This window comes from Pseudomonas syringae CC1557 (genome assembly GCF_000452705.1).
GTDB classification, from domain to species: Bacteria; Pseudomonadota; Gammaproteobacteria; order Pseudomonadales; family Pseudomonadaceae; genus Aquipseudomonas; species Aquipseudomonas syringae_F.
In genome coordinates, this window is sequence record NZ_CP007014.1 from 1,434,046 (window position 1) to 1,446,114 (window position 12,069).

General features: G+C 57.4%; 10 protein-coding genes and 1 pseudogene. 6 read left to right on the plus strand and 5 right to left on the minus strand.

Annotated features, from left to right (window positions below; genetic code table 11):
* The first annotated feature begins 33 nt into the window (after positions 1-33).
* Entirely contained in the window at positions 34-630 is a 597-nt protein-coding gene (locus tag N018_RS06695; protein ID WP_025389162.1) for a cytochrome b, read from the plus strand.
* A gap of 187 nt (positions 631-817) precedes the next feature.
* Here the strand turns inward: N018_RS06695 and N018_RS26215 are convergent, their stop codons facing one another.
* From N018_RS26215 to N018_RS06705, 3 genes are all read right to left on the minus strand, one after another.
* Positions 818-1,945, minus strand: coding sequence for an HNH endonuclease (locus N018_RS26215; RefSeq protein ID WP_080274798.1), 1,128 nt, complete (start codon positions 1,943-1,945; stop codon positions 818-820).
* Between the two features lie 166 nt (positions 1,946-2,111).
* Positions 2,112-3,359: a ribonucleotide-diphosphate reductase subunit beta gene (locus N018_RS06700; protein WP_024647175.1), complete on the minus strand. Its 1,248-nt coding sequence runs from the start codon at positions 3,357-3,359 to the stop codon at positions 2,112-2,114.
* Positions 3,360-3,641: 282 nt separating this feature from the next.
* On the minus strand, positions 3,642-6,554 hold the full coding sequence (locus tag N018_RS06705) for a ribonucleoside-diphosphate reductase subunit alpha (RefSeq protein WP_025389163.1): 2,913 nt from the start codon (positions 6,552-6,554) through the stop codon (positions 3,642-3,644).
* A gap of 689 nt (positions 6,555-7,243) precedes the next feature.
* On the opposite strand from N018_RS06705, the pseudogene N018_RS06710 reads away from it, so the two are divergent.
* Together N018_RS06710 and fhuF are read left to right on the plus strand one after the other, a co-directional pair.
* Positions 7,244-7,384, plus strand: a pseudogene (locus N018_RS06710) (DNA-binding response regulator); the annotation flags it as partial.
* 41 nt (positions 7,385-7,425) lie between these two features.
* Positions 7,426-8,160, plus strand: a complete 735-nt coding sequence (fhuF, locus tag N018_RS06715; RefSeq protein WP_025389165.1) for a siderophore-iron reductase FhuF — start codon at positions 7,426-7,428, stop codon at positions 8,158-8,160.
* Here fhuF and N018_RS06720 read toward each other — a convergent pair.
* Entirely contained in the window at positions 8,134-8,859 is a 726-nt protein-coding gene (locus N018_RS06720; RefSeq protein ID WP_229631316.1) for a 4'-phosphopantetheinyl transferase family protein, read from the minus strand. The genes fhuF and N018_RS06720 overlap by 27 nt on opposite strands.
* Before the next feature lie 173 nt (positions 8,860-9,032).
* Here N018_RS06720 and N018_RS06725 point away from each other — a divergent pair, with 173 nt between their 5' ends.
* Together N018_RS06725 and N018_RS06730 are read left to right on the plus strand one after the other, a co-directional pair.
* A complete protein-coding gene (locus N018_RS06725; RefSeq protein ID WP_025389167.1) occupies positions 9,033-9,773 on the plus strand; it encodes an NAD-dependent epimerase/dehydratase family protein in 741 nt (246 codons plus the stop codon).
* Between the two features lie 28 nt (positions 9,774-9,801).
* On the plus strand, positions 9,802-10,617 hold the full coding sequence (locus N018_RS06730) for an isocitrate lyase/PEP mutase family protein (protein ID WP_025389168.1): 816 nt from the start codon (positions 9,802-9,804) through the stop codon (positions 10,615-10,617).
* Positions 10,618-10,729: 112 nt separating this feature from the next.
* Here N018_RS06730 and N018_RS06735 read toward each other — a convergent pair whose 3' ends face one another.
* Complete coding sequence (locus tag N018_RS06735; RefSeq protein WP_024647169.1) at positions 10,730-11,518, minus strand: dienelactone hydrolase family protein; 789 nt, start codon at positions 11,516-11,518, stop codon at positions 10,730-10,732.
* A gap of 177 nt (positions 11,519-11,695) precedes the next feature.
* On the opposite strand from N018_RS06735, the gene N018_RS06740 reads away from it, so the two are divergent.
* Positions 11,696-12,046: a hypothetical protein gene (locus tag N018_RS06740; RefSeq protein ID WP_025389169.1), complete on the plus strand. Its 351-nt coding sequence runs from the start codon at positions 11,696-11,698 to the stop codon at positions 12,044-12,046.
* The last annotated feature ends 23 nt before the right edge of the window (positions 12,047-12,069 follow it).

The window sequence follows — 12,069 nt, forward strand, 5'->3', positions numbered from 1 at the left end:
CCGCTGCATCCTCACTTTTCAGGAATACATAATATGCAATGGCGCAATAGCGCGACCTGTTTTGGTGTCCTTGCCAAATTTTTTCACTGGACGAGCGCGGCTTCATTTATCGCGGCTTACATCGTCGTCTATTACGTTATCTGGTTCATGGACGACACTTCGCCGGAGTCCTTGCCAGTGCTCAATATTCATTGGGTGCTTGGCCTGCTAGTCGGGTTTCTTGTCTTGCCCAGATTGCTATGGCGATTGCTGGACATGCAGCCGGATAATCCACCCGGTTCGGCGATGGAACACCTGCTCGCGCATGTTGCGCACGGGGGACTCTATGGTCTGATGATCGCGATGCCGCTAACGGGCTACCTGGGCACTGGGGCACCCACTGACTTCGGACTGTTCAGCGTGACAGGCTTCAACGAAACAAAGCTATTCGCCTGGTTTAGCGACACATTCATTTTAAGCTATGAAGCGTTCGAGGCTCCGATAGATACTGTTCATCACTTCCTTGGGAAGTGGGTTGCCTGGGTCGTGGTGAGCCTGCATGTCTTAGCTGCGCTCTTCCATCACCTGGTACGCCGCGACAGCGTTTTGAGACGTATGCTGCCTTGGTCAAGCATATCCAAAGCGTCATGAACTGTGAGGGCCTGGCAAGCTTGGAGCACGCCTTCAAATTAAGGAATTGATGCTTAAAGCCAGCCCTGAGAGAGGGCAGGGATCCTTAGTCCACTACATCCATTGTTACGTTGTTGTTGGCTGGCCAGCCAATCGAGCGGGGCCACGACGCAGCAATGGACGTCTCTGAAGGTGAGTGAGGCTCGTCCTAATAACTCTTAAGCCTACTTTTATTTTTTAGGTAAGGTGATTCTTTTATTGAGATTATTTGTCGCAGCGCTTCATTTTTTTGTTCACCCCTCGCGCCGTAGTGAATTTCTTTGTGGCATGTGGGGCATACAGCAGCAATGAATAGTGGGTGATCTAGCCCACCATCTGATAGACGATTTATGTGGTGAGGCTCTAAATAAGGTTTCCCGATTTTCGTAATAAAAGGTGCAGCTTTTTCACAGCTTTCACATGTACCGTCAGCTCTTCGAAGCACGTAGTCTTTCACCGCTTGACTTCTGGCAGGCACGGTACGAATGGCTGTCACCTTGCTTTTGCTAGGAGATGCAATTGCCGCTTCATACGCACGGTTACGGAGCGTTTCAGTTTTCAGCTCTTGGTTATGTGTATGCAGGTCGTCACTCGGGCTTTCTTCATGCGTCAACAGATCTATCGCAGGTACCAGATGAAAGATTACAATTTTTCGAATATCACCATTTCGATCCAGACCATCGGTCCAGGAAATGCCCGCACACGAAAACTCACCGATGTACTGCTGTCCTTTCCGTTTTTCAAGTGATTTAAAAAGGTGCAGTGTTCGACCCGATTCTGCGTGGTTTTGAATAGCCAGATTTCCTCGTGTTAATGTCATATGACCGATCTGCCCCTCCCCCGTGTAGGAGTACACCCCGTGTTCATCTATTTCATCTCTATAACCGTATTGCTCGCCTGACGAACCAGTAAATAAAAATATAGCAGGTGCTTTATCTGATGGTGCTATGCCGCTTTGGAAACTTCCGCCGAAAGGAGCATGGATCTCAGACTTCCGGTCATATATCTCTCCCTTTGTGAATTCAAGTCTTGGTGTTTTTCGTAGATCTACTATCTCGAACCCTCGGGCTCGAAGGTATCCATTCGTAGGCCTACCCCCGGTAAAGTCGTGAACGGCGATACCGGTGGCGAGGGACACGATTTTTTTAGCAGGGTACAGCTTGTCATCAACGCGGATGGCAAACTTATATGACCTGTTCGATTCCCATGTAGCCCACTCAGGCTGCTTCCTGAGCTCTTGGTCGAAATTCCTCAGTGCCTGTTCAATTGCTTCTTGTTCAACCGCCGGAATCGCCACTTCGTCATCCCTGTAGGAAAAATCTCCTACAACTGTACGAAATGGATGAGCCTTTTGGCTACCTATACAATTACTAAGCTCAGAAATTTCTTAGATGACTTTCCGCATCAAATAAAAAAGGCCGCCTCTCGGCGACCTCCTTTTTGTAGAACCGGACGATTACAAATCAATCCCAGCTCAACGCCCCGCCTGTCTGATACTCAATAACCCGAGTCTCAAAGAAATTCTTCTCTTTCTTCAAGTCCATGATCTCGCTCATCCAAGGAAACGGATTCGTCGTCCCTGGATACTCTTCCTTCAGCCCAATCTGGCTCAGACGACGGTTGGCGATGAATTTCAGGTAGTCCTCCATCATCGCAGCGTTCATGCCGAGTACGCCGCGGGGCATTGTGTCGCGGGCGTATTCGATTTCCAGCTGGGTGCCTTGCAGGATCATCTGCGTGGCTTCTTCTTTCATCTCGGCATCCCACAGGTGCGGGTTTTCGATTTTGATCTGGTTGATCACGTCGATGCCGAAGTTCAGGTGCATGGACTCGTCGCGCAGGATGTACTGGAACTGCTCGGCGACGCCGGTCATTTTGTTGCGGCGGCCCATGGAGAGGATCTGGGTGAAGCCGCAGTAGAAGAAGATGCCTTCCAGTACGCAGTAGTAGGCGATCAGGTTGCGCAGCAACTCTTTGTCGGTGTCGACGGTGCCGGTTTCGAACTTCGGATCGGAGATCGAACGGGTGTATTTCAGGCCCCAGGCTGCCTTTTTGGCGACTGATGGGATCTCGTGGTACATGTTGAAGATCTCGCCTTCATCCATGGCCAGCGATTCGATGCAGTACTGGTAGGCGTGGGTGTGGATCGCTTCTTCGAAGGCCTGGCGCAGGATGTACTGGCGGCACTCCGGGTTGGTGATCAGGCGGTACACGGCCAGCACCAGATTGTTGGCAACCAGTGAGTCGGCAGTGGAGAAGAAGCCGAGGTTGCGCATGACGATGCGGCGCTCGTCGTCGGTCAGGCCTTCCGGGTTTTTCCAGAGGGCGATGTCGGCGGTCATGTTGACTTCTTGCGGCATCCAGTGGTTTGCGCAACCGTCCAGGTATTTCTGCCAGGCCCAGTCGTACTTGAAAGGCACGAGCTGGTTGAGGTCGGCGCGGCAGTTGATCATCATTTTTTCATCAACGGCAACGCGGGCAGCGGCGCCTTCGAGTTCGGCCAGGCCTTCAGCGACGTCCAGTGCGTCCAGCGCTTTCTTGGCGCGGATCAGGGCAGCGGAGTCGTTGGCGGTAACGGCGCGGGCTTCCTGCGCAGCCAGGCCACCGGCGCTGTCGAGGCGGTCCATGTTGGCTTCGTTGGCGTGACCGGCGTTGGTCGCTTTAGCGACTACTTCACCGTCTTCTTTATCGAATTCGTCCCAGCTCAGCATGGTGTATATCTCCTGCTTGAGGGTCAGTCGGGTGGACTGGCCTGTTGGATCTAGAGGGTCTTGTTGCTTGCTTTTCAGGTGTAGCGCGCAAGGAACATGAATTTTTGGCTTTTTAGGCCTTTGGGTGAGGATGCGGGCGGTAAGGGTGGGTTTGCCCTTACCGGCCTCTTCGCGGACAAGTCCGCTCCTACAGATACGTCCATGGGCAACATGGACCCAGTAAACGCCGTCCGGCTCGCTCCCACGGGTTGTGTTTCTCCTGTGGGGGCGAGGTGGGTTGCCTTACTGGCACGCCTCACAATCCGGCTCGTCAATCGCGCATGCCTTTGGCACCGGTGCCGGGCCGGCTGGTGCAGCTTCGGTTGGGCGAGGGGCGGTGATCGCCGAGTCGTCCGGGCCGTGGCCGCCGCTCGATACTGCGTTGAGCTTGCCGGTGTTGACGGTGGATTTCTCGGTGCTGGTCGCGGCCAGGGCACGGAGGTAGTAAGTGGTTTTCAGACCACGGTACCAGGCCATGCGGTAGGTCACGTCCAGCTTCTTGCCCGAGGCGCCAGCGATGTACAGGTTCAGCGACTGAGCCTGGTCGATCCACTTCTGACGACGGCTTGCCGCGTCGACGATCCACTTTGTGTCCACTTCGAAGGCGGTCGCGTAAAGCTCTTTGAGCTCCTGCGGGATGCGCTCGATCTGTTGCACCGAACCGTCGTAGTACTTCAGGTCATTGATCATGACCGAGTCCCACAGGCCGCGGGCCTTGAGGTCGCGAACCAGGTACGGGTTGATCACGGTGAATTCGCCGGACAGGTTCGATTTCACGTACAGGTTCTGGTAGGTCGGTTCGATCGACTGCGATACGCCAGTAATGTTGGCGATGGTGGCGGTCGGTGCGATGGCCATGATGTTCGAGTTACGAATACCTTTCTGCACACGGGCACGTACCGGCGCCCAGTCCAGGGTTTCTTTCAGGTCGACGCTGATGTACTTCTCGCCACGCTGCTCAATCAGGATCTGTTGCGAATCCAACGGCAGGATGCCCTTGGACCACAGCGAACCCTGGAACGTCTCGTAGGCACCGCGCTCATCGGCCAGGTCGCAGGACGCCTGGATCGCGTAGTAGCTGACCGCTTCCATGGAGGTGTCGGCGAACTGCACGGCGGCATCGGAACCGTACGGGATGTGTTGCAGGTACAGCGCGTCCTGGAAGCCCATGATGCCCAGGCCGACCGGACGGTGGCGCAGGTTGGAGTTCTTGGCTTGCGGCACCGAGTAGTAGTTGATGTCGATCACGTTATCGAGCATGCGTACTGCTACATCGACGGTGCGCTTTAGCTTGTCGGTGTCCAGTTTGCCGTCGACGATGTGGTTCGGCAGGTTGATCGAGCCCAGGTTGCAGACCGCGATCTCGTCCTTGTTGGTGTTCAGGGTGATCTCGGTGCACAGGTTCGAGCTGTGAACCACGCCCACGTGCTGCTGCGGGCTGCGCAGGTTGCACGGGTCCTTGAAGGTCAGCCATGGGTGGCCGGTTTCGAACAGCATCGAGAGCATCTTGCGCCACAGATCCTTGGCCTGGATGGTCTTGAACAGTTTGACCTTGCCCGGGTATTCGGTCAGCGCTTCGTAGTACTCGTAACGCTCCTGGAAGGCCTTGCCGGTCAGGTCGTGCAGGTCCGGTACTTCGGAGGGCGAGAACAGGGTCCACGGGCCGTCATCGAAGACACGCTTCATGAACAGGTCAGGGATCCAGTTGGCGGTGTTCATGTCGTGGGTACGACGACGATCATCACCGGTGTTCTTGCGCAGCTCGATGAACTCTTCGATGTCCATGTGCCAGGTTTCCAGGTAGGCACAGACTGCGCCCTTGCGCTTGCCGCCCTGGTTGACCGCAACGGCGGTGTCGTTGACCACTTTCAGGAATGGCACGACGCCTTGCGATTTGCCGTTGGTGCCCTTGATATACGAGCCCAGCGCACGAACTGGCGTCCAGTCGTTGCCCAGACCGCCTGCGAATTTGGACAGCATGGCGTTGTCGTGGATAGCGTGGTAGATGCCCGACAGGTCATCCGGCACGGTGGTCAGGTAGCAGCTGGACAGCTGTGGACGCAGGGTGCCGGCGTTGAACAGGGTCGGGGTCGACGACATGTAGTCGAACGACGACAACAGGTTGTAGAACTCGATGGCGCGGTCTTCGCGGGCTTTCTCTTCGATCGCCAGGCCCATGGCCACGCGCATGAAGAAGATCTGCGGCAGTTCGAAACGTACGCCATCCTTGTGGATGAAGTAACGGTCGTACAGGGTTTGCAGGCCCAGGTAGGTGAACTGCTGGTCGCGCTCGTGGTTGATCGCCTTGCCGAGTTTTTCGAGGTCGAATTCGGCCAGCACAGGGTTGAGCAGTTCGAACTTGATACCGGTGGCGACGTAGGCAGGCAGCGCCTTGGCGTACAGGTCAGCCATTTCGTGGTGGGTGGCGCTTTCGGCGACACCGAGGAAACCCAGGCCTTCGGCGCGCAGGGTGTCCATCAGCAGGCGGGCGGTGACGAACGAGTAGTTCGGCTCGCGCTCGACCAGCGTACGGGCGGTCATGACCAGTGCGGTGTTGACGTCTTTCAGCGCCACGCCGTCGTACAGGTTTTTCAGGGTTTCGGTCTGGATCAGGTTGGCGTCGACTTCAGCCAGGCCTTCACACGCTTCGGTAACGATGGTGTTCAGGCGACCCATGTCCAGCGGCGCGAAGCTGCCGTCAGCCAGGGTGATGCGGATCGAAGGGTGAGCCTGGACGTGCTCTTCTGTAGCACGACCGGCACGCTCCTTGGCGCGCGAATCACGGTAGATGACGTAGTCGCGAGCCACTTTCTGCTCGCCAGCGCGCATCAGGGCCAGTTCGACCTGATCCTGGATTTCTTCGATATGAATGGTGCCGCCCGAAGGCATGCGACGCTTGAACGTGGCGCTGACCTGTTCGGTCAGGCGCGCAACGGTGTCGTGGATGCGCGACGAGGCAGCAGCATTGCCGCCCTCAACTGCAAGAAACGCCTTGGTGATGGCAACGGTGATCTTGTCATCCGTGTAAGGAACGACAGTGCCGTTACGCTTGATCACGCGCAATTGACCAGGGGCGGTGGCGGACAGGTCCTGTTGGGCCTGGCTTGCCTGCGGCGCGCCGGTCGGCGAGTTCTCGCGAGTTGTGTCTGTTTGCATGTGTGACTCCACGTTCTTTAAGTTTGTTCGGGCATTGCTGCCCACCGTTCCGTTTCGAGCAGTAAGTCGCAAAAGGGCGACTCGAAGGCTCCAAACCGGAGGAGGAAGCGGGTATGTCACCGTTCCCTGGTTTTGAAGCCAAAAAGGACCGGGTCAATGCCCGATCCTTTGAAAAACTGTTGCAGCATGCGTGTTCGATATTGCAAATCTTGTACTGGCGCGCTCTGCTTGTGTGCGAGCGGCCTGCTTACTGAAAACGGCTTTAAATTCAACCCCGCAAACGCAAGAAAAGTGCTTGAATTTCTCGATTGAGTTGTGCTGGAGTTTTTGCGCAAAACCCTACATGTAGGGTGTCGCTCGACGTCGGGCTACAAGATAATGCGTTTTCGACATGAATTGCAACGCACCGCCTGTGGATAAACGTGTGTGTAGTTTGTGTATGAAACGCCTGTCTCGCGTGTAGCCCGCATAACTACTGCGTTGGACCGTTTGTCACCGAATTTCGCAGGCGCTGGCGGCGCAGCGCTGTTTTTTAAGGGCGCGAACCCTATCACAAAAAAACCGCGCTGCAAGGTCGATCTGGCATGCCCTGTGCTATGCCGCTTGATACGTGTAACGCTGCCACATTGGCCTGCGACGAAGCGCCGCAACCCTGCTTTTCTAAAACAATAATGGGTCAACACCGGGAGATTCTTTTGCAGCCACACACCTGGCAGGTGCTCATCGTCGAAGACGATCAACGTCTGGCTGAATTGACCTGCGATTACCTGCAGAACAACGGCCTGAGCGTGACGATAGAAAGAAGCGACGCACTGGCCGAAGCGCGCATCAATGCCTTACTGCGCCGCAGAAAAGCACCGCAGGTGCCGCGTTGAGCCCGCAACTGTTCAGCGGGCCGCTTGAGTGCTTCGGGCAGACGTTGCTGACGGCGGAGGATTCACGGGTTGTCGTGGCCGTGCCTGATTTGCTGCGGCCTGAGCGTCTGGATCAACTGCTGCTGAGTGTCTACGGGCCGCAGTTGATGCCCGGTCAATTGCCGGTGCTGGTCTCGCAGTGGGCGAAGTTTTACTTCATGCAGCTGATTCCGCCGGTGCTGGTTGCCAGCCTGGTGCATGGCTGGCACTGGCCGTTGGCGCTTGCGGATGTGGCGCTGGCGCTTGATGAGCGCGGCGTGCCGTGCGGCGTCAGGCTGGCGGGGCAGGGTGAGGTTTACCAAGAGGTTTCGGCAGATCCGTTTCAGCGGTTTGCCGGGTTGCTTGACGATAATTTGCAGCCCTTTATTACAGCGTTGAGTGCCTACGGCGAACTGCCGAGCGCGGTGCTGTGGACCAGCGCCGGAGATTATCTGGAAGGCTGCCTTACTCAACTGGCCGGGTTCAGTGAGCTATCACTGGCGGCGGGTCTTGCGTTATTGAGTGAGAAACGGCGGCCGGACGGACGGGCCAATCCGTTGTTTCAGGCGGTGCGCTATGTGCCACAGGCGGATGGCGCCGAGCCGCGTCGGCAACGGCGCGTGTGTTGTCTGAGTCACAGGGTGACGTGGGTCGGGCGCTGCGAACACTGCCCACTGCCCGAGCGATCAGGCTTTGACGGCGATCAGGCTTAGAAGATGATCGCCCAGCACGCTGAACTGTCCGTCCAGCTCCTTGCCTGCGTGCCATTCGCTGGACAGATCGATCAACAGTTGCAGGCGGGCACGACCATCGGCGGACCATTCCAGCAGTTGGGCGTCTTCGAAATAGAAGCGCTTCTGCACAATGGGATAGAGCGCCTTGAACAGCGCTTCCTTGATCGAAAAAGTCAGGGTTACGCGTAACGCTATCTGCTCTTCCGGGCCGGCGGCCATATCCGCCAGCTCGGCAGCCGTCAGAATTTCCCCGGCCAGACGTGAAGCACGGTCGTGGCTTAGCAGGTTCTCGGTATCCAGTCCCAGCCCACGCCATTGCTGCTTGTGCGCCACCACGGCGGCGGCCCAGCCGGTGCTGTGCGTGATGGAGCCGCAGACGTCGCTTGGCCAGACCGGCGCCCGATCTTCGCCCAGCGTGGGGATACACAGACGATCATCCAGTTGACGCATGGCCTCGCGGGCGCACAGTCGGCCGGCGAGGAATTCGGTCTGCCGCTTGGCGACCGAGCGCTGAATGCTCGCTGGCGTATCGACCGCACAGCGCGGAAAGTCGCCTTCGACCAGCTTGAGCGGATCAAAATACCCGCTGACCAGCACCGCTCCCGGCAAGGCATGCGGCAAAGGCCAATGCTGGACGAGTTCGGGGCAGCAGGCGGGGAGATCGAGGGATTGAGTCATGTTCGGCATTTTGCCGGGGGATTGGGCCTAAGGGAAGTTCCAATGCTCCGCGTCCCCCCACGATTCAGCGCGTTGTGAGCAGTTAATATCCGTGTGCACGTAAACCTTCCTCAAAGACTAGAATGTAGGCTCTGCCGATCCGGCCTGAATGTGATTACAAGGAGGTAGGCGTGATGTCGCAAAAGGTCTTCGTTGCTGGAGCTTCCGGTGTCATCGGCAAGGTGTTGTTGCCTCTGCTGGTCAAGGCAGGCTACACGGTTTACGGAGCAACTCGTCGTCTAGAGCAGATCGGGTCGATTGAGGCCGCCGGTGCCACAGCAGTGCTGGTTGATGTTTATGACGCGAAGCGCTTGAGCGAGGAACTGACTCGCATCCAGCCTTGGGCTGTGATGCACCAGTTGACCGATCTGCCCCGCGGTCTTGACCCGAGCCTTATGGCGCAAGCTGTCGCGAACAACGCGCGCATTCGTAATGAAGGCACCCGCAACCTGGTAGCTGCCGCGCTTGCAGCAGGGGCCAGACGCATGGTGGCCCAGAGCATCGCCTGGGCTTATCGGCCGGGAGACACGCCTCATCTGGAAACTCAGCCATTGGATCTGGACGCAGAAGGCGGCCGCCGGATCAGTGTGCAAGGCGTTGCTGCACTGGAGGCCCAAGTGCTTGGCGAGCCGACACTGCACGGCATCGTGCTGCGTTACGGTCAGTTATATGGTCCTTGCACCGGCACGGACGAGCCTGCCGGTGCGAGTCCGTTGCATGTCGAAGACGCTGCGCATGCTGCGCTGCTAGCGTTGAATACGTCAGAAGGCGGTATCTTCAACATCACTGAAGATAATCCGGTCGTCAGTAACGAGAAGGCCAGACGCGTGCTGGATTGGTCACCGGCGATGGGCCAGGCGGCGAGCTCAAACTGACCACTTTTATCCACAGGGAAGATTATTTATGACGGCACTGGATAACGTTTTTCATGAATTGCACCAACAGGGTTTTTTGGTGCTGGCCAATGTCGGTGACGCGGGCGGCGCGCGGGTTGTCGAGTCCCTGGGCAGCAAGGCCGTGGCTACCAGCAGCGCCGCAATGGCCTGGTCTCACGGCTATCAGGACGGCAACAGACTGCCGCTGGATCTTCTTGCCTCAACCGTTCGTTCGATGACCAGAGTGCTTAGTGTCCCCTTGACCGTAGACATTGAAGGTGGCTATTCGGATGACCTTGAGCAGGTCGCCAGAGTCGTCGATACCGTTGTTGCTGCGGGTGCAGTGGGTATCAATATCGAAGACGGTGCAGCGTCGCCGGAAGTGCTCGTTCGCAAGATCGACGTTGCCAGGCAGGTGGCTAACAGGCACGGCGTCAAACTGTTCATTAATGTGCGCAGTGACGTTTACCTGAAAGACTTGGTCGACAATGATCTGCGGCTGGAAGAGCTTCTCCGACGCTCCGCGCTATACGCCAGTGCAGGTGCTGACGGCTTGTTTGCAGCCGGAGTCGTTGCCCCGGATGATATTGCTGCGATTTGCGAAGCCTCCAGACTGCCGGTGAACCTGCTGGCGCGTGATGGATTGCCTTCTCCGGATGAACTGAAGCGCCTCGGCGTAAGGCGGTTGAGCGCGGGCTCCAGCATTGCCGAGTTTCTGTATGGCGCAATGGAAGGGCTTGCGAGGAGCTTTCTGGAGCAGGGGAAACTCGATACCCAAGCCTTGAAGGGATACACCTATCCTCAACTGAATGCTTTGTTGAGGCCCAAGGGGCACGCTGGCTGACAGAAGACCGGACGGCATGCCCACGCGTGTGCGGAACGAGATGTAAATCTCGTCAATGCGCCGCGTCGGCATGCTGTTCAGGACGCTCCGTGTCCCGTGACGGGCTGGGCTATCAACCAAATATCTTTTTGAAAAACACCTGCATGTCCGACCATGAACTCTGATCGGCGGCCTTGTCGTAGCCGATGTCCGGGCCGCCGTGTTCGCCGTGGCTCAGGCGGTCGGCGTCGGGGTTGGTGAAGCCGTGTTTGGCGCCGTCGATGCTGACGAATTTATAGTCAGCCTTGGCGTCGTCCATTTCCTTCTTGAAGGCGGCAACGTTCTCCGGGGTGACCATGCTGTCCTTGGCGCCATGCTCGACCAGCATAGGCACCTTGATGCCCGGTTTGGCGGGGTTGTTGGTGACCAGAGCACCGTGAAAGCTCACCACGCCCAACAGCGGCTCGCCACGACGAGCTGCGTCCAGCACGATCTTGCCGCCGAAGCAGTAGCCCACCGCTGCGATCTTTTTCGGGTCGGTCTGGGGCTGTTTCTTCAATTGCTCAAGCCCGGCATCAAAGCGCTTGTCGGCCGCATCGCTGTCCTTGAGCGCGGCCTGCATGAAGGCCATCGCGTCTTTCGGGTGCTCGGTGTTCTTGCCTTCGCCGTACATGTCGATGGCCATGGCGCTGTAACCCAACGCTGCCAGGTCACGGGCGCGGCGTTTGGCGTAGTCGTTTAGCCCCCACCACTCATGAACCACCAGCACCCCGGGGCGCGGGCCTTTCACAGCGTCGTCGTAGGCGTAGTAACCCACCAGTTTTGTACCGTCGGCACTCTTGTAGTCAATCTGCTCGGTCTTGATCGCCGCCTGGGCGAGCCCGGTCAGGCCCATCATGATCATTGCCATCCACAAACGCATGTTCAGCTCCTTTTTGAGTGGGGTGCAGCACGGATGTCAAACGATAGCCGATTCTGCCGCCTGTGGCGCGTCCGACCGTTCAGCGCCGGTTCATGCAGTGTTCAGTCGGGGTTCAGCCCGGCACGATTACTGTTGAGCCGTACCTTGACAGCGTCCCCGAGCGCAAAAGGAGTCGATATGTTGAATATCAACAAGTTTTTCCTGGCCCTGGCTTTTCTGGGTGGCAGTGCGGCAGCGCAGGCGGGCGACAGCAGGCTGGACGTCGCGCGTATCGAGTTCGCGAAGACCAGCGACAGGTTCGACGATATGCATAGCTGGGGGAACGCGCTTGGCGAGCAGGGGAAATCCAATGTCTCGGTGGGGACGCTTTATGCTCCGCCGGTTTACGGCAGTCTGACGGGGATCCACAATGGTCTGCCGGTCAGCCGCGAAATTCTGCAGGGCAGCTATGATGTGACACAGCATGTGCCCGTCAGCGCCCATCTGTTGAGTACTGATGCGACGATGTCGTTTCATTCTTTGTCTTGAGGCTGTGATTGTGCCTGGGAGAG